This window comes from Rhizobacter sp. Root1238, assembly GCF_001425825.1.
In the GTDB taxonomy this organism is placed as follows: Bacteria; Pseudomonadota; Gammaproteobacteria; order Burkholderiales; family Burkholderiaceae_C; genus Rhizobacter.
Genome location: NZ_LMDM01000034.1, coordinates 193,077 through 208,501, shown reverse-complemented (window position 1 = coordinate 208,501; position 15,425 = coordinate 193,077). Strand labels below are relative to the sequence as shown.

At 70.1% G+C, this 15,425-nt stretch carries 14 protein-coding genes; 8 read left to right on the top strand and 6 right to left on the bottom strand.

Translation table 11 applies throughout. The features are described 5' to 3' along the window. Positions 1-3 precede the first annotated feature (3 nt). Positions 4-891, bottom strand: coding sequence for an MOSC N-terminal beta barrel domain-containing protein (locus tag ASC98_RS22280; protein ID WP_200953046.1), 888 nt, complete (start codon positions 889-891; stop codon positions 4-6). Then, positions 888-3,350, bottom strand: a complete 2,463-nt coding sequence (locus tag ASC98_RS22275) for an AsmA family protein (protein ID WP_056815914.1) — start codon at positions 3,348-3,350, stop codon at positions 888-890. The genes ASC98_RS22280 and ASC98_RS22275 overlap by 4 nt, the downstream gene beginning before the upstream one ends. A gap of 89 nt (positions 3,351-3,439) precedes the next feature. Here ASC98_RS22275 and ASC98_RS22270 point away from each other — a divergent pair, with 89 nt between their 5' ends. From ASC98_RS22270 to ASC98_RS22250, 5 genes are all read left to right on the top strand, one after another. Continuing rightward, on the top strand, positions 3,440-4,552 hold the full coding sequence (locus ASC98_RS22270) for an FAD-dependent monooxygenase (RefSeq protein ID WP_056815912.1): 1,113 nt from the start codon (positions 3,440-3,442) through the stop codon (positions 4,550-4,552). A 14-nt stretch (positions 4,553-4,566) separates the two neighbouring features. Continuing rightward, on the top strand, positions 4,567-5,286 hold the full coding sequence (locus tag ASC98_RS22265) for a DsbC family protein (protein ID WP_056815909.1): 720 nt from the start codon (positions 4,567-4,569) through the stop codon (positions 5,284-5,286). 105 nt (positions 5,287-5,391) lie between these two features. After that, positions 5,392-7,170 carry a M61 family metallopeptidase gene (locus ASC98_RS22260; RefSeq protein WP_056815905.1) on the top strand — a complete coding sequence of 593 codons (1,779 nt, stop codon included), beginning with the start codon at positions 5,392-5,394 and terminating at the stop codon, positions 7,168-7,170. Further along, positions 7,155-8,279, top strand: a complete 1,125-nt coding sequence (locus ASC98_RS22255; protein WP_056815902.1) for a DUF3108 domain-containing protein — start codon at positions 7,155-7,157, stop codon at positions 8,277-8,279. Before ASC98_RS22260 ends, ASC98_RS22255 begins: the two co-directional genes overlap by 16 nt. A gap of 49 nt (positions 8,280-8,328) precedes the next feature. Then, positions 8,329-9,117 (top strand): enoyl-CoA hydratase, encoded by a 789-nt coding sequence (locus tag ASC98_RS22250; RefSeq protein ID WP_056815899.1) that lies wholly within the window; start codon positions 8,329-8,331, stop codon positions 9,115-9,117. Between the two features lie 6 nt (positions 9,118-9,123). Here the strand turns inward: ASC98_RS22250 and ASC98_RS22245 are convergent, their stop codons facing one another. The 4 genes from ASC98_RS22245 to lysS are packed head-to-tail and all read right to left on the bottom strand — an operon-like array spanning position 9,124 to position 12,532. Continuing rightward, the gene (locus ASC98_RS22245) at positions 9,124-9,825 is read right to left on the bottom strand and encodes a methyltransferase (protein WP_056815896.1); all 702 of its coding nucleotides are present in this window, start codon (positions 9,823-9,825) and stop codon (positions 9,124-9,126) included. Between the two features lie 12 nt (positions 9,826-9,837). Continuing rightward, positions 9,838-10,056, bottom strand: coding sequence for a hypothetical protein (locus ASC98_RS22240; RefSeq protein ID WP_056815893.1), 219 nt, complete (start codon positions 10,054-10,056; stop codon positions 9,838-9,840). A 7-nt stretch (positions 10,057-10,063) separates the two neighbouring features. After that, the gene (locus tag ASC98_RS22235; RefSeq protein ID WP_157604840.1) at positions 10,064-10,999 is read right to left on the bottom strand and encodes a hypothetical protein; all 936 of its coding nucleotides are present in this window, start codon (positions 10,997-10,999) and stop codon (positions 10,064-10,066) included. An 18-nt stretch (positions 11,000-11,017) separates the two neighbouring features. Continuing rightward, positions 11,018-12,532 (bottom strand): lysine--tRNA ligase, encoded by a 1,515-nt coding sequence (gene lysS / locus ASC98_RS22230; protein WP_056815887.1) that lies wholly within the window; start codon positions 12,530-12,532, stop codon positions 11,018-11,020. A 120-nt stretch (positions 12,533-12,652) separates the two neighbouring features. Between lysS and ASC98_RS22225 the strand changes: the two genes are divergently transcribed. The 3 genes from ASC98_RS22225 to ASC98_RS22215 are packed head-to-tail and all read left to right on the top strand — an operon-like array spanning position 12,653 to position 15,424. Then, complete coding sequence (locus ASC98_RS22225) at positions 12,653-13,711, top strand: Gfo/Idh/MocA family protein (RefSeq protein WP_056815884.1); 1,059 nt, start codon at positions 12,653-12,655, stop codon at positions 13,709-13,711. A gap of 13 nt (positions 13,712-13,724) precedes the next feature. Continuing rightward, on the top strand, positions 13,725-14,306 hold the full coding sequence (locus tag ASC98_RS22220; RefSeq protein WP_056815881.1) for an acyltransferase: 582 nt from the start codon (positions 13,725-13,727) through the stop codon (positions 14,304-14,306). Continuing rightward, positions 14,303-15,424: a DegT/DnrJ/EryC1/StrS aminotransferase family protein gene (locus ASC98_RS22215; RefSeq protein ID WP_056815878.1), complete on the top strand. Its 1,122-nt coding sequence runs from the start codon at positions 14,303-14,305 to the stop codon at positions 15,422-15,424. Before ASC98_RS22220 ends, ASC98_RS22215 begins: the two co-directional genes overlap by 4 nt. The last annotated feature ends 1 nt before the right edge of the window (position 15,425 follow it).

Below are 15,425 nucleotides of genomic sequence, written 5' to 3'. Positions count from 1 at the left end.
CGTTCAGAATCGGATGCTGGCGCTGCCGACCATGCCAGCGCGCAACCCGCATTCGATGCCCTCGACGATCACCGCGTTCATGCCGAAGGTGATCTTGCCGTCTACCCGCGCGTCGGCGCGGTAGGTCGACAGCGTGTCGCCCGGCTCCTGCCCCGGCTCGCCGGTCTCGGGGTCGACGTTCGGGATCGGACAGCGCGGGCAGGGCTTGACCAGCCGCAGCCGCACCGGCCCCTCGGGCGTGTCGAAGCGGATCTCGTCGAGGAAATCCTCGCCGTGCGATTCGAGCCCGTCGAGCACCAGGTTCGGCCGGAAACGCGCCATCGTCATCGCCGCGACGCCCTTGCGCGCGAGCCGTTCGTTCAGTTCGTCGAGCGATGCCTGCGACACCACCAACAACGGGAAGCCGTCGCCGAACGCATTCTCGGCATCGAGCTCGCCGGTCCACTGCTTGTTCGACAGCCGCTTGTGTTCCGGGTCGAAGCGCGCGAGGCGCAGCGGGAACGTCACGCCGCTGTCGGGCGCCGCGAGGAAATCGCTGAACCACTGTGCCGCGAGCTCGCCCATGTCGTAGGCCGCGACGGTGTCGTTCCACACGGTGACCTGGGTCGGCGCCTCGACCGCATCGAGCGCGAGGTGCAGCGCCAGCATGCCGGGCGCGCGCAGCACCAGCTCGGTGTGCTTCAGCGTCGTGCGGACCAGCGCCATGCGCGGCAGCTCGCGCTGGCTGACGAAGCGGCCGGCGGCGTCGACCACCATCCAGGCGCGGTCGAATTCGAGGCCGGTCTCGATCAGCAGCGATTCATCGAGCGCCACGCCGGCACAGCTCTTCACCGGGTACACGTGCACGCTGCGCAACGTGACCGCGACATCCCCCTCCGACAACTCGCTCACTTGAACAGCCCCTTCAGCTTGTCTTTCAGTTGGTCCTTGGTCGATGGCTGCGGTCCGGAGGCCGCGCCGCTCGCCGCCGACGGCAGCCCGAGCTTGCCGCGCAGGCTCTCCTTCAGCTTTTCCTCGGCCTTGCCGGTCACCTCGCTCTTGATCATCTGGGCCGCGATCTGCGACCATTGGATCTTCCAGTCGATCGCGTCGAACGGCCCGGTCAGCAGCACCGGCACCGTGACGCCCTTCAGTGCCGCGAGGTCGGCGCCGTCCTGGCCTTTCGTGGTGTTGGCCACCGTCGCGCGCGCGGTGTAGTCGATGCGGCCGCGGCCGACGTCGAGCGTGCCCGAACCGTTCAGCCGCAGGAACGGGCTCTTGGCGTCGAGGTCGGCGTTGCGCGCGATGCCGTCGGTGATCACGAAGCTGGCCGTCAGCTCCGAGAAATCGGTCTTCTCGGCCTGCGTCGCCTTCTGCGAGCTGTCCTGCTTCATCGACAGCGCCGCCTTGGCCTGGCGCAGGCTCTTCGCGAGGTTCACGCCCTTGATCGCGCCGTCGCGCAATTGCAGCGCAGCCGTGCCCTTCAGCCGCGCCTTCATCTCGTTGACGCTGCGCCCGGCCGTCTCGATGTCGGCGACGACGCGGCCGGTGCCTTCGAGGAGGTCCTTCTTCGCGACATCCTTCAGCAGCGTGTTGACGTTGACGCCGGTGGCCGTCGCCTTCACCGCGACGCGGCTCGCCCGCGCATCGGCGAACGCGGTCGCGTCGAGCACGCCGCCCCAGGTCTTGCCGTACAGCTTGCTGACGCGCAGCATGCCGCCCTGCAGCGAGGCTTCGAGCGCGGCATCGCTGACGCGGTAGGTCTGGTACGCGAAGTTGCCGATGTGCAGGCTGAACTCGCCCTGCAGCGCGCGCAGCGGCGACAGGTCGACCGGCGTGTCGGCACCGGGCTTGTCGGTGGCGGCCGGCGCCGGCGCGGGTGCGGTGCTGGACGGCGGCAGCAGCCGGTTCAGGTCCAGCGCCTCGAAGTTGGCCGAGGCCTTCACCGTGATCGGCGTGCCGGCCAGCGTGACGTTGCCGTCGCTGCGGAACGGGTTGGCATTGATCTGCCCGGCCAGCGACCAGTGCGCCGCCTGCGCCGACGCATCGGCCTTGCCGCGCATGTCCAGCACCAGCGGCTGCAGCGACGGCTCCTGGATCTTCAGCTGGGCCGCCAGCGCGTCGAGCGCGAACGCGCTCTTCGCCGGCTGCAGCTGCAGGTCGGCGCGCACCGTGCCCGCCAGCTCGCGCTGGCCGGCGTTGCCCGGGCCGGTGCCCTTCATGCTGCCCTTGAACGTGGCCTCGAAGCCGGGCACCTTGACCATGTCGAAGCTGCCGCCCGGCGCGGCCGACTTGAAGCTGGCGTCGACCGCGGTCGGCCCTTCGAGCGACAGCTTGCCGCTGAGCGCGCTGCCGGTCAGTGCCTCGCCTTTCACGTTCAGCTCCGGCCAGTCGAGCGTGGCCGACAGCGGCTGGCCACCCTGCGTACCGGCCAGCTTGACCTGCAGCGCGTTCAGCGACAGGTTGCGCGCCGCCGGGTCGAACGCGAAGTGCTTGATCTGCACCCGGCTGCCGGCCAGCTTCAGCGAGCCGAGCGTCGCGGCGAGCCCCAGGTCGAGGTCCTGCGCATCGAGCGTGCCGCGCTGGCCGTCGTAGCCGAGCGCGCCCTGGATCTTCACGTCCATCGCCTGCACGCCGAATGCATCGCCCTGCCAGCCGAGCTGCATGTCGCGCAGCTTCACGCCCTGCTGCGCGAGCAGCAGCGTCAGCTTGGTCTCCCCGCTGAGCTTGCCCTTGACGGCCGGCGCCTTCATCGCGAGTTCGGCCTGCAGCTTGACCGGCGATTCCACCTGGTCGGCCAGCCGGCCGGTGTGCAGCGAGTTCAGCGTGACCTCGCCGGACAGCTGGTCGCGCTCGTCGCGCAGGCTCAGGCGCAGGTCGTCGAGTTGCACGCTGCTGACGTCGAAGCGCAGCGGCGCGCCCGAGGTCGCCTGGCTGGCCGGCGTGGCCGGGGCGCCGGGCGGTGGCGCGTCGCCGGCGATCAGGTCGTCGATGTTGGTCTTGCCCTGCGCATCGCGGCGGTACACCAGCCGCAGCCCGCGGGCGCTGACATGGTCGACCACCAGTTGCTGGCGCAGCAGCGGCAGCACCGCGACCGACAGCGAAGCCTCGTCGAGCGCGGCGAATTCGTCGGCGCGGCCCTTCTCGCTGAGCTTGACCGCCGACAGCTGCACCGCCAGCCGCGGGAACACCGACAGCTTGATGGGCCCGTCGATCGCGAGCGTGCGGGCGCGGTGGGTCTTCATCCAGTCGATCGCGAGGCCCTTGTAGGCGTTCGGGTCGAAGGTCGAGATCAGCCAGGCGAGCACGGCGCCGAGCAGCAGCACCAGCACCGCCAGCGCCAGCAGGAGTTTGCGGATCCAGGGTTTCATCGAAGGGTTGACCGCATGGGCACAGCGTGGGGGCACCGATTCTGCCCTCAAGGGCGCCAGGGTGGTGCCGATCCCTACAATGAAACCTCATGAAACGCTTCGATCTGTGTGTCCGAGGGGCCGGCATCGTCGGCCAGGCGCTCGCCTTGTCGCTGGCCCGCCAGGGCTTGCGCGTGGCCCTGGTGCCCGATGCCCCGGCGCATGCCGGCGAGGATGTGCGCGCCTATGCGCTGAACCCGGGCTCGGTCGCGCTGCTGAAGTCGCTGAAGGTCTGGGAGGCGTTGCCGCCCGGCGCCGCGACCGCGGTGCACGAGATGCGCGTCGAAGGCGATGCGGCCGGCGCCGCGCTCGAATTTTCGGCCTGGCAGCAGCACGTGGCCGAGCTGGCCTTCATCACCGACGTGGCCGCGCTGGAGCAGGCGCTCGCCACCGCGGTGCGCTATTCGCCCCACGTCGAGCTGCTGGCGCCCGACGCTGATGTGCAGGCGCCGCTGACGGCCCTGTGCGAAGGCAAGGCCTCGGCCTCGCGGGCCGCGCTGGGCGTGCGCTTCGAGCGCCACGACTACGGGCAGGTCGCGATCGCGGCGCGCCTGGTGGCCGACCAGCCGCACCGCCACACCGCGCGCCAGTGGTTCCGCGCGCCCGACATCCTCGCGCTGCTGCCGTTCGACCTGCCGCAGCCAGGCTGCTCGCATGCGCTGGTGTGGTCGCTGCCGCAGGCCCGGGCGCAGGCGCTGCTGGCGCTGGATACCGCGGCCTTCGAGCAGGCACTGAACGATGCCACCGGCGGCGCCTGCGGCCGGCTGGCGCTGGCCTCGGCGCGCGCCGGCTGGCCGCTGGTGCAGGCGAACGCCAGCGCCTGGTGCGGCCCCGGCTGGGTGCTGCTGGGCGATGCGGCGCACGTCGTGCACCCGCTGGCCGGGCAGGGCCTGAACCTGGGGCTGGCCGACGTGGTGTCGCTGTCGCAGGTGTTGGCAGAGCGGGAGCCGTGGCGCGACCTGTCCGATGCCAAGCTGCTGCGCCGTTACGAACGCTCACGCCTGGCCCCGACCCGGGCGATGGGAGAATTGACCGGCGGTCTGTGGCGGTTGTTTTCGACGGATCAGGCCGCGGTGCGGGAACTTCGCAACCGCGGCATGACTCTGGTCAACCACCTGTCCCCGCTGAAGCGCTGGCTGACCGCCCGGGCGCTCGACACCTGATTGAAGGCCTTGCCATGCTGCGCACACCGCTGATCCGATCCTTCCTCGCCGCCGCGTTGGCGCTGGCCCCGCTGGCCCACGCCGACGAGGCGCAGATCCGCAAGAACCTCGCCGAGCGCCTGACCAACCTGCCGAAGATCGACGAGGTCGGCAAGACGCCGATCCCCGGTCTCTACGAAGTGCGCATGGGCACCGAGATCCTCTACACCGACGAGCAGGGCAACTACCTGATCGAGGGCTCACTGATCGACACGAAGGCGCGCACCAACCTGACCGAGGCGCGCATCAACAAGCTGACCGCGATCGACTTCGCGACCTTGCCGCTGAAGGACGCGGTGGTCTGGAAGAACGGCACCGGCGCACGCCGCATCGCCGTCTTCGCCGACCCGAACTGCGGCTACTGCCGCCGCTTCGAGGCCGACCTGCAGAAGGTCAAGGACGTCACCGTCTACACCTTCCTGTACCCGATCCTCGGCGGCGATTCGCCGCAGAAGTCGCGCGACATCTGGTGTTCGAAGGAGCCGAGCAAGGCCTGGCTCGGCTGGATGCTGCGCAGCGAGCAGCCGCCGCGGTCGATGGGCAACTGCGAGACGCCGTTCGAGCGCAACCTCGCGATGGGCAAGAAATACCGCATCAACGGCACGCCGGCGCTGGTGTTCGCCGACGGCACGCGCTTCCCCGGCGCGATGCCGCTCGACCAGATCGAGAAGCAGCTGCTCGTCAGCAGCAAGTGAACCCCGCTGCGCGGGGGCGGGACCGGCCCTGCGGCAACGAGGTGACTCGGTGACAATGGCGCCCGCAGAAACCGCTGCGCGAGCGCCTGCTCGCGACCTGATCCCATGATTTCCTACCGCATCGAGATCGCCGATGTGCACGCGCACCAGTTCCGCGTGACGCTCACCGTGCCGCAGCCGGCCGCCCAACAGCGCCTGAGCCTGCCGGCGTGGATCCCCGGCAGCTACCTGGTGCGCGAGTTCGTGCGCCACCTGTCGCAGGTGCAGGCGCGCCAGGGTTCGCGCGAGATCGCGCTGCAGCAGCTCGACAAGGCCACCTGGCTGGCCGCCTGCGACGGCCGCGGCGCGCTGACCGTCAGCTACCTGGTCTATGCGTTCGACACCTCGGTGCGCACCGCCTTCCTCGATGCGCGGCGCGGCTTCTTCAACGGCACCAGCATCTTCCTGCGGGTCGAGGGGCGCGAGGCCGAGGCGCATGGCGTCGAGATGCGCGGGCTGCCGAAGGGCTGGCGCGTCGGCACCGCGCTGCCGGCGGTCAAGATCGACGCACGCGGCCAGGGCCTGTACCAGGCCGCCGACTACGACGAGCTGGTCGACCACCCGGTCGAACTGGGCGACTTCTGGCGCGGCGAGTTCAAGGCGGCCGGCGTGCCGCACGAGTTCATCGTGGCCGGTGCACTGCCCGACTTCGACGGCGAACGCCTGCTGGCCGACGCGCGCCGCATCTGCGAGACCGAGATCGCGTTCTGGCATGGCCGCAGGAAGCCGCATTTCAAGCGCTACGTGTTCATGCTGAACGCGGTGGACGACGGCTACGGCGGCCTGGAGCACCGGGCCAGCACCGCGCTGATCGCCGCCCGGCGCGACCTGCCGCAGCGCACGCGGGCCGATGCGAAGGCCGAGGCGCGTGCCGAGCTGGGCGAGGGCTACGTCACGCTGCTCGGCCTGATCAGCCACGAGTATTTCCACACCTGGAACGTCAAGCGCCTGCGGCCGGCCGAGTTCGCCCGCTACGACTACACGCAGGAGAACTACACCGAGTTGTTGTGGTTCTTCGAGGGCTTCACCTCGTACTACGACGACCTGCTGCTGCTGCGCGCCGGCCTGATCGACGAGGCGCGCTACCTGAAGCTGCTGGCCAAGACGGTGACCGGTGTGCTGGCCGCGCCGGGCCGCCAGGTGCAGAGCGTCGCGCAATCGAGCTTCGATGCCTGGGTCAAGTACTACCGCGGCGACGAGAACACGCCGAACTCGACGATCAGCTACTACACCAAGGGCTCGCTGGTCGCGCTCGCGCTTGACCTGACGCTGCGCACGCGCGGCCAGGGCACGCTCGACGACGTGATGCGCGGCCTGTGGGCCCGCAGCGACGGCGGGCCGATCTCGCAGGACGACATCGCGGCCGTGCTGCACGAGGTGGGCGGCCGCTCGATGGCGAAGGAACTGCAGGCCTGGGTGCACGGTACCGGCGACCTGCCGCTGAAGGACTTGCTGCAGCGCGCCGGCGTCAGTTGGACACAGCAGGCCCCGACGCTCGCGCAGCGGCTCGGCCTGCGGGTGTCAGAGAGCGCGCTGACCGGCATCAAGGTGAGCCATGTGCTGCGCGGCGGTGCGGCCGAAGCGGCCGGGCTGGCGGCCGGTGACGAGCTGCTCGGCGTCGACGACTGGCGGCTGCGCCGGCTCGACGACCTGCTGCGCCTGCTGCCGGACGACGGCACGGCGACGCTGCTGGTGTCGCGCGACCAGCGCCTGCTGCACCTGCCGCTCGCGGCGACCGCGGCGGCCGACAGCGGTGCGGTCGCGCTGTCGCCCGCACCGGCGCCCGCCGACAACACCGCCGCCGCCGCCGCGCAGTCCCTGCGGCAGGCATGGATGCGCGGCTGACCGGACGCTTGCGCGCGACGCCGCGGCGCCGCGCGGCGCTGCTGGCGCTGGTGCTCGGCGTGCTGGGCGTGCACGGCTGCGTGACGCGCCAGCTCGCCGACCGGATGGGCGCGTTCTCGGTGGCGCCGATGCCGCAGCGGCTGCAGGTGGCCTACGTGCGCGAGTTGCAACCGACGGTGCCGGTTGCTGTCGTACCGGCGCCGAAGCCGCCGCCGCCGAAGCGGATGGCACGCGCGGCTGCCGCTGCGCCGGCGTTGCCGTCGCCGGTCGAACCCGCTGCGTCGGCCGTACCGGTCGAGCCCGTGCCCGAACCTGTCCCCGAGATCGTCGCCACGGCGGAACCCGAACCCGCTGCCTCGGCGCCGGCCGCGGCCGCCTCCGCCCCGCTGCCCGAGCCGTCGCCGGTCGCCGTCGACAGCGCGGCCTCGGCCCCGGCCGCCTTCGAATGGCCCGGCTCGACCCGCCTGAGCTATGTGCTGACCGGCAACTTCCGCGGTCACGTCGACGGCGAGGCGCAGGTCGAATGGATCCGCGACGGCAACCGCTACCAGGTGAACGTCGACGTCGTGATCGGGCTGTCGTTCGCGCCCACTGCATCGCGCCGGCTGACGAGCGAAGGCCAGCTGACCGCCGACGGCCTGTACCCGACCCGCTACGACCAGCTGACCCACGTGATGCTGCGCGACGACCAGCGCGTGTCGATGCAGCTGCTGCCGGATGCGGTGGTGCTGGCCAACGGGCAACGCCGCATCCGCTGGCCGGGCGTGCAGGACACCGCGAGCCAGTTCGTGCAGCTGACGTGGCTGTTCACGACGCAGCCGCAGAAGCTGCGCACCGGCGAGAGCGTCGAGATCCCGCTGGCGCTGCCGTTCCGCGTCGAGCCCTGGACCTACGACGTGCTCGAGGAGGAGACGCTGTACACCGACTTCGGCGAGGTGCCGGCCTTCCGCGTGAAGCCGCGCCGACAGCCGCGTGGCGGCGACCTGATCCCCGAGATGTGGATCGCGCCGAGCATGCGCTACCTGCCGCTGCGCATCCGCATCCACCAGGACGCCGACACCTGGGTCGATTTGATGATCCGGCGCAAGCCGGAGCTCGCCGCGTCGTGAGCGCGACCTGCCTACACTCTGGCCAGAACATCCACCGAAGGAGACCCCGATGAGCTACGAATGCATCGTCACCGACGTCCAGGGCAGCGGCCCGCTGCGCATCGGCGTCGTCACGCTGAGCCGGCCGAAGCAGCTGAACGCGTTGAACGACACGCTGATGAACGAGCTGGGCACTGCGCTGAAGGCCTTCGATGCCGACGAGACCATCGGCTGCATGGTGGTCACCGGCAGCGAGAAGGCCTTCGCGGCCGGGGCCGACATCGGCGCGATGGCGGGCTGGAACTTCATGGACGTCTACAAGAGCGACTACATCACGCGCAACTGGGAGACCATCCGCAGCGTGCGCAAGCCGGTGATCGCCGCGGTCAGCGGCTTCGCGCTGGGCGGCGGCTGCGAGCTCGCGATGATGTGCGACTTCATCATCGCGGCCGACAGCGCGAAGTTCGGCCAGCCGGAGATCAAGCTCGGCATCATCCCCGGCGCCGGCGGCACGCAGCGGCTGCCGCGCGCGATCGGCAAGGCCAAGGCGATGGACATGGTGCTGACCGGCCGCATGATGGACGCCGCCGAGGCCGAGCGCGCCGGGCTGGTGTCGCGCGTGGTGCCGGCGGCCGAGCTGCTGAGCGTGACGCTGGCGGCCGCGCAGGCGATCTGCGAGTTCGGCGGCCCGAGCGTGATGATGGCCAAGGAGGCGGTGAACCGCGCCTACGAGGGCCCGCTGTCCGAGGGCATCCAGTTCGAGCGCCGCATGTTCCACGCGCTGTTCGCGACCGAGGACCAGAAGGAAGGCATGGACGCGTTCGTCAACAAGCGCAAGCCGGTGTTCAAGCACCGCTGAGGGCGCTCAGTCGAAGTTCCGGTACACCAGCAGGCGCCCCTTGTACGCCGCGTGCGTCGCATCGGCGGCCTGCTGCAGTGGTTCTTCGTGCAGCGAGAAGCCCATCGCCGCCATCTGCTTGCTGAACTTCGCGCGGTTGCCGCGATTCGGGTCGACGATCCAGACCTCGGCGCGTGGCGCGACGTGGCGGCCGATGAAGCCGGCGAGCAGTCCGCCGTCATCGCGTTCGTAGAGGATGTCGCTGCCGATCACCAGCTCGAAGCGGCCGGTGATGACCGGCTGGTCCTGCGCCACCGGCGGCAGCGGGTCGCTCTCCGATTCGGACCACTGGCCATGGCGGTAGTCCATCGGCGGAAGCTGGTTCAGGCGCAGGTTCTCGGCCAGGAACTCCGCCGTGAGCGGGTGGCAGTCGCTGGCCGTCACATCGGCACCGCGGCGGTGGCTCACCAGGCTCGCGAGCGCGAGGCCGCAGCCGATCTCGAGGATGCGCTCGCCCGGCACCATCGGCCGCACCGCCATGCGCGCGGCCAGTTGCAGGCCCGAGGGCCACAGCAGGCCGAACAGCGGCCAGGCCGCCGACGAAATCCCTTGGCTGAGCGCGAGGCCGTCCGGGTCGGAGAACTGCTGGCGGTCCAGCAACGAGCGAATGTGCAGGTCGGCCACGCCGTCGATGGCGATGTCCTCGTGCTTGACCAGATATCCAGGCATCGGGCAGTGTCGTCAGCGCGGCAAATAGCCCTGCAGCAGCACCTTGCCGGTGCGGTCGTCGATCTCGACGCGCACGCTGGTGCCCCGGCTGCCCCAGTTCGAGACCACGATCCAGCGTGGCGCCATCACCCACCACGGACGCCGGCGTTCCGCGTGCACCGGCTCCAGCACCGGCCAGCCGCGCTCGGCTGCCAGCGATCGGGTGAACGCGATGGCTTCGTCGGAGGTCATGCCGGGATCACTGCAACTCGAGTTCGACGACGTACACGATGCCGGCGACGGTGATCGTCATCACCGTCGCGCCGATGGCGGCCTCGGTCAGCACCGCGCGCAGCGTCACATAGCCGTTGGCGATCGGAAACCGCAGCCCGGCCGGCAGGCCCTTGATGCCGTTCACGCGCAACTGGGCGTAGCTCTCGGCCATCGCTTCCTCGAGGTAGCGCAGGAACGACGAACGCTGGTAGCCGGCCATGCCGAGGTCGGCGCGCAACTCGCGCAGCGGCATCAACTTCGGCGACAGCAGCGAATGCACCTTCTCGTGGTGGAGCACCAGGGCCCGGTCGGTGGCGGACCCGGCCGTCGAGTAGGTGATGTCGCCGAACTTGGTGGTCCAGCCCTCGCCGGCCGCCAGCGTCGCGTCACCCTTCACCTGCGGCCGGTAGCGGCCCCGGTTCAGCTTGACGCCACCGCGCGTCAGCAGCGCGAGCACCGCATCGACGCCGATGATGGTGACGGCCCGGGCGAGGTGCGAGCCGGCCAGGGTCAGGTCGTTGTCGGATTGCGCATTCAGTGCCAGCTTCGCGAACGACACCAGGTGCTCGACCGCTTCGACCGCCTCGCGCCCGAGGAAGATGAAGCCGGTCGCCAGCAGCAGCACGTCGACGACTTCGCCAACGCCGAAGGCATGCGAACCCGCCCAGACCACCAGCACGCCGGCCAGCATGGCCAGCGTGCCGGGCGTCAGCAGCGCACTCAGGTGGCCCCCGACCTCCGTCGGCAGCGAGCGGATCGCGCGCCGGATGGCCTCGGCGATGCGGCCGGTGGCATCCAGCCCGTTCGAGCTGCCGGCATCGAGTGGCCTCGGCGCCGGCATGCGCGTGAGGGTGGTGGTGCCGCTGTCGGGCACTTCACCGCTGGTCACGCACTGAGGTCCTGGGATGCGGTAGCCGGGCATCGGGTGCTCCTTCGGGGTTCAGCTTTCCTTGCGCAGCGACGGGAACAGGATCACGTCGCGGATGCTCGGACTGTCGGTGATCAGCATCATCAGCCGGTCGATGCCGATCCCGCAACCCCCGGTCGGGGGCATGCCATATTCCAGCGCGCGGATGAAGTCGGCGTCGTAGAACATCGCCTCCTCGTCGCCGGCCTCCTTGTTGGCCGCCTGCGCGTGGAAGCGGGCCGCCTGGTCCTCGGCGTCGTTCAGCTCCGAGAAGCCGTTCGCGTACTCGCGGCCGGTCATGAAGAGCTCGAAGCGTTCGGCGGTGCCGGGGTTGGCGTCCGACGCGCGGGCCAGCGGCGACACCTCGACCGGGTAGTCGATGATGAAGGTCGGGTGCCACAGCTTCTCTTCGACCGCGGCCTCGAACAGGCCGAACTGCAGCTCCGGCAGGTTCCAGTGCGCCGGTGCTTCGTCGCCCAGCGCCTTCAGCCTGGCGCGCAGCACCTCGGCGTCGCCGGCCTCGGCTTCGCTCAGGCCGGCGTGCACCACCAGCGAATCGCGCACCGTCAGGCGTGTGAACGGCTTGTCGAGATCGACCGGCTTGCCGGCGTAGCTGAGGCTGGCCGAGCCGGTCGCCTGGCGCGCGGCGTGGCGCAGCACCTGCTCGGTGAAGTCCATCACGTCATGGTGGTTCCACCAGGCCGCATAGAACTCCATCATCGTGAACTCGGGGTTGTGGCGCACCGAGATGCCTTCGTTGCGGAAGTTCCGGTTCACCTCGAACACCCGCTCGAAGCCGCCGACCACCAGCCGCTTCAGGTACAGCTCGGGCGCGATGCGCAGGAACATCTCCTGGTCGAGCGCGTTGTGGTGCGTGACGAAGGGCTTGGCGTTCGCGCCGCCGGGGATCGGGTGCAGCATCGGCGTCTCGACTTCCATGAAGCCGTGCTCCAGCATGAAGTGCCGGATCGAGCCGAGCGCCTTGCTGCGCGCGACGAAGCGCTTGCGTGCCTCTTCGTCGGTGATCAGGTCGACATAGCGCTGGCGGTACTTCTGCTCCTGGTCGGCCATGCCGTGGAATTTGTCGGGCAGCGGGCGCAGGCTCTTGGTCAGCAGCCGCAGCGTGGTCACGCGCACCGACAGCTCGCCGGTCTTGGTGCGGAACAGCGTGCCTTCGGCACCGAGGATGTCGCCCAGGTCCCAGTGCTTGAACGCGGCGTAGACCTCTTCGCCCAGCGCGTCCTTCGTGACGAACAGCTGCAGGCGGCCGGTCGAGTCCTGCAGCGTCGCGAAACTGGCCTTGCCCATCATCCGCTTCAGCATCATCCGCCCGCCCAGGCTGACGACGATGCCCTGCGGTTCCAGTTCCTCGTTCGGCATCTCGCCGTACTTGCGGATCAGGTCGAGCGCATGGTGCTTCGGCTTGAAGTCGTTCGGGAACGCGACGCCCTGCTGGCGGATCGCGGACAGCTTCTCGCGGCGTTCGGCGATCAGCTTGTTTTCGTCCTCGGGCGGCTGGGGCGGAGTGGTCTGGGGCGTTTGGGTCATGAGGGAGGGCTCTGGAAATGCGCCGCAATTTTAGGCGACGGCCCGGGATTCCCCGGCCGCGGCGCCCCCGGCCGAATAAAATCGCCCGTTTGCCCCGCCGGGCACTGCCTTCGAGACCTCATGCCGACACCCTCCATCATCCGTGACCGCAAGCTGCGCCTGGCGCTGGTGGGCTGCGGGCGCATCGCGCAGAACCACATCGCCGCGTTGAAGCAGCATGCCGACCGCGCCGAGTGGGTGGCGGTCTGCGACAACCAGCCCGAGCTGCTGGCCAAGGCGGTCGCGCTGACCGGTGCGCAGGGGTTTGCGTCGCTCGATGCGCTGCTGGCCGGCAGCGATGCCGACCTGGTCGTGCTGGCGACGCCGAGCGGGCTGCACCCGCGCCAGGCGATCAAGGTCGCGCAGGCCGGCCGCCACGTGCTCAGCGAGAAGCCGATGGCGACCAAGTGGGACGAGGGCGTCGCGATGGTGCGCGCCTGCCGCGATGCCGGCGTCAAGCTGTTCGTCGTCAAGCAGAACCGGCTCAACGCGACGCTGCAGCTGGTCAAGCGCGCGGTCGACCAGGGCCGCTTCGGCAAGCTCGCGATGGTGACCGTCAACGTGTTCTGGACCCGGCCGCAGGCGTACTACGACGCGGCCCCGTGGCGCGGCCGCTGGGACATGGACGGCGGCGCCTTCATGAACCAGGCGAGCCATTACGTCGACATGGTCGACTGGCTGGTCGGCCCGGTCGACAACGTGCACGCCTACACCGCGACGCTGTCGCGCAACATCGAGGCCGAGGACACCGGCGTGATGAGCCTGCGGCTGCGCAGCGGCGCGCTGGCGTCGATCAACGTGACGATGCTGACGCACAACAAGAACTTCGAGGGCAGCATCACGCTGCTCGGCGAGCGCGGCACGGTGCGGGTCGGCGGCGTGGCCGTCAACAAGATCGAGCACTGGGAATTCGACACGCCGCACGAAGACGACGCGAAGGTGGCCGACGCCAGCTACGGCATCACCTCGGTCTACGGCCCCGGCCACCCGCTGTACTACGACAACGTGATCAACACGCTGCGCGGCGAGGCGCATGCCGAGGTCGACGGCTACGAGGGGCTGCGCTCGCTCGAGGTGCTGATCGCCGGCTACCGCTCGGCGCGCGACGGCGTGCGGGTCGGCCTGCCGCTGGTCTTCTGAACCGGATGTCCCGATGATCCATTCCTCCGCCATCGTCGACGCCGGCGCGCAGCTCGGCGCCGGCACGCGCGTGTGGCACTTCGCGCACGTCTGCGCCGGTGCCCGCATCGGCGACGGCTGCTCGCTGGGCCAGGGCGTCTACGTCGGCAACGACGTGCGCATCGGCCACAACGTGAAGATCCAGAACAATGTGTCGGTCTACGACGCGGTGACGCTCGAGGACGACGTGTTCTGCGGGCCGAGCATGGTCTTCACCAACGTCTACAACCCGCGCTCGGCGGTCACGCGCAAGAACGAGTACCGCCGCACGCTGGTGCGCCAGGGCGCGACGCTGGGCGCCAACTGCACCATCGTCTGCGGGCACACGGTGGGCCGCTACGCGTTCGTCGGCGCCGGCGCAGTGGTCCACCGCGACGTGCCGGACTTCGCGCTGATGGTCGGCGTGCCGGCCCGCCACGCCGGCTGGATGAGCCGGCACGGCGAGCGGCTCGCGCTGCCGCTGACCGGCGATGGCGAGGCCGCCTGCCCCGCCACCGGCGAGCGCTATGTGCTGCGCAACGGCGTGTGCCAACCTGCAGAGGAAGTTCAAGCATGAGCCGCGACAAGCTCGATTTCGTCGATCTGAAGACGCAGTACGCCGCGCTGAAGGGGTCGATCGCCGAGCGCATGCAGCGCGTGCTCGACCACGGCCAGTACATCATGGGGCCCGAGGTCGCCGAGCTCGAGGCACGGCTCGCCGCGTACACCGGCGCGCGCCACTGCATCACGGTGGCCAGCGGCACCGAAGCGCTGCTGATCGCGCTGATGGCGCTGGACCTGAAGCCGGGCGACGAGGTCGTCACGACAACGTTCACCTTCGCCGCCACCGCCGAGATGATCGTGCTGCTCGGCGGCGTGCCGGTGTTCGTCGACATCGAGCCCGACACCTGCAACATCGACGTCTCGCGGATCGAGGCGAAGATCACGCCGCGCACCCGCGCGATCATGCCGGTGAGCCTGTACGGCCAGGTGGCCGACATGGACGAGATCAACGCGATCGCGCAGCGCCATGGCCTGCCGGTGATCGAGGACGCGGCGCAGAGCTTCGGGGCCGACTACGCAGGACAGGACGGCACGGCGCGCAAGAGCTGCAACCTGAGCACCTTCGGCTGCACCAGCTTCTTCCCGAGCAAGCCGCTCGGCTGCTACGGCGACGGCGGCGCGATCTTCACCAGCGACGACCGCCTCGCGCAAGCCTGCCGCGAGATCCGCGTGCACGGCCAGAGCGCCCGCTACACGCACACCCGCGTCGGCGTCGGCGGCCGCATGGACACGCTGCAGTGCGCGATCGTGCTGGCCAAGCTCGAACGCTTCGGTTGGGAGATCGAGCGGCGTCTCGCGATCGGCGCACGCTACAACGAGCTGCTGGCCGGCTGGTTGCCGGTGGTCGCGCAGCGGCCCGGCCGCAACAGCGTCTACGCGCAGTACACGGTGTTCGTCGACGACCGCCCGGCCGTGCAGGCGGCGCTCACCGCGCAGGGCATCCCGACCGCGGTGCACTACCCGCGTCCAGTGCACCGCCAGTCGGCTTATGCGGCCCACGCGCCGGTCGACGGCTGCCCGGAGGCCGACCGGGTCGCCGAGCGCTGCCTCAGCCTGCCGATGAGTGCCGACCTGAGCGCTGCCGACCAGGACCGCGTGGTCGCCGCGCTGGTCGCTGCTGCGCGCCGCTGAC